Source organism: Polaromonas sp. P1_E3, assembly GCF_056405935.1.
This window is the reverse complement of sequence record NZ_JBFUBD010000392.1, coordinates 1-2,453: the sequence shown is the minus strand read 5'-3', so window position 1 is coordinate 2,453 and position 2,453 is coordinate 1. Positions and strand designations below refer to the sequence as shown.

The following is a 2,453-nucleotide window of genomic DNA, read 5'->3' as shown; positions in this document are numbered from 1 at the left end:
TCGTAGTACACGCCCACGCCCAGGTTGACCTTGGCAGGGTTGACGTCGGCGTTGAACTGTTCGTTGAGGCCCAGGATGGGGTCACGCGGGGCCATTTCGACAGCGGTAAACAAAGACATGAAATATCCTCAGAAGGTAAAAAGGAACAAGGAAAAAAGCTTTTGCCGCCTGGTTCTGGCGGAATTAGGTCATAACGTGGCCGCAAAAAAGGCTGCAAATCCTCAATGAGGCATAAACGCCATGCAAAGGCACGGGGTTGCAATTTCCATTTTCGGCCGAATGTCGTATTCTGTTTAGTTGCCCTGAATTTTAACGGGGCTTCATCGAGGTTTTATGCCAGAAGCTATGGAAGTCATAACTGATCCAGTCAACACCGACCCTGCTGTGGGCCAGTTCATCCGTTTTCCGGATTCGCCGTTCGAGCTGTTTCAACCCTACCCGCCAGCAGGCGACCAGCCGACGGCGATTGACCAGCTGGTTGAAGGCATCAACGATGGCGAGGTGTTCCAGACCCTGCTGGGCGTCACCGGCTCCGGCAAGACCTTCACCATGGCCAATGTGATTGCCCGCCTGGGCCGTCCAGCCATTGTTTTTGCCCCCAACAAGACGCTGGCGGCGCAGCTTTACAGCGAGTTCCGGGAGTTCTTCCCCAAAAACGCGGTCGAATATTTTGTCAGCTACTACGACTACTACCAGCCTGAAGCCTATGTGCCGCAGCGCGACCTTTTCATTGAAAAGGACTCGGCGATTAACGAGCACATCGAGCAGATGCGCCTGTCGGCCACCAAGAGCGTGCTGGAGCGGCGCGACACCATCATCGTGGGCACGGTCAGCGCGATTTACGGCATAGGCGCGCCCGAGGATTACACACAGATGCGGTTTATCGCACGTATCGGCGACAAGATGGGCCAGCGTGACGTGATTGCGCGGCTGATCCGCATGCAGTACACCCGCAATGATCAGGATTTCGCCCGCGGCACGTTCAGGGTGCGCGGCGACGTGATCGACGTTTTCCCGGCTGAGCATTCCGAGCTGGCGATACGCATCGAGCTGTTCGACGACGAGATTGAGTCGCTGCAGCTGTTTGACCCGTTGACGGGCCGCATCCGCCAGAAGATACCGCGCTTCGTGGYGTACCCCAAGAGCCACTATGTCACGCCGCGCGACAAGGTCATGACGGCAGTGGAAACCATCAAGCTGGAGCTGTCCGAGCGGGTGGCGCAGTTCGTCGCCGAAGGCAAGCTGGTCGAAGCCCAGCGGATCGAGCAGCGCACCCGGTTCGACCTGGAGATGCTCAGCGAAATCGGCCACTGCAAGGGCATTGAGAACTACACCCGTCACCTGAGCGGCTCGCCACCGGGCTCTCCGCCCTCGACGCTGTGCGACTACCTGCCCAAGGACGCAGTGATGTTTCTGGACGAAAGCCACGTGATGATTGGCCAGCTCAACGCCATGTACAACGGCGACCGCGCGCGCAAGACCACGCTGGTGGAATACGGCTTCAGGCTGCCGAGCGCGCTGGACAACCGGCCGCTGAAGTTCGAAGAGTTCGAATCCAAGATGCGCCAGGCAGTTTTTGTCTCGGCCACGCCGGCCAACTATGAGAAAGAGCACTCCGGCAAAGTAGTGGAGCAGGTCGTCAGGCCTACCGGGCTGGTGGATCCACAGGTGGAAGTGCGGCCAGCCACACACCAGGTTGACGACGTGCTGCAGGAAATCCGCATCCGGGTCGAGAAGAACGAGCGGGTGCTGATCACCACCCTGACCAAGCGCATGGCCGAGCAGCTGACCGATTACCTGAGCGACAACGGCGTGAAGGTCCGCTACCTGCACAGTGATGTGGATACTGTGGAACGCGTGGAAATCCTGCGCGACCTGCGGTTGGGCGCCTTTGACGTGCTGGTGGGTATCAATTTGCTGCGTGAAGGGCTGGACATTCCGGAGGTGTCGCTGGTGGCCATCCTGGACGCCGACAAGGAGGGCTTTTTGCGTGCTGAGCGCAGCCTGATCCAGACCATTGGCCGGGCGGCCCGGAACCTGAACGGACGCGCCATTTTGTATGCCGACCGCATCACCGATTCCATGAAAAAGGCCATGGACGAGACAGAGCGGCGGCGCAACAAGCAGATTGCCTTCAACCTGGAAAACGGCATCACGCCGCGCAGCGTGGTTAAACGCATCCGCGACCTGATTGACGGTGTCTACAGTGAGAAATCCGGGAAGGAAGCCGAAAAGATCGAGATGCAAAAAGCGCTGGTGGAGGACATGAGCGAAAAAGACATCGCCCGCGAAATCAAGCGCCTGGAAAAGCAGATGATCGAACACGCGAAAAACCTGGAGTTCGAAAAAGCCGCACGGGTGCGGGATCAGCTCCATATTCTCAAGGAACAGGCTTTTGGTGCACCTGGCACCGATAACGTCGTGCCGATCAGTGCTGCGGGCCAAGCCCGAGC

At 58.5% G+C, this 2,453-nt stretch carries 1 protein-coding gene; it reads left to right on the top strand.

Features of this window, described 5'->3' with window-relative positions; translation table 11 throughout:
- Nucleotides 1–333 precede the first annotated feature (333 nt).
- Nucleotides 334–2,453 (top strand): excinuclease ABC subunit UvrB (gene uvrB, locus AC1D0Z_RS19670; RefSeq protein ID WP_477659862.1); only part of this gene is annotated, 2,120 nt, incomplete at its 3' end.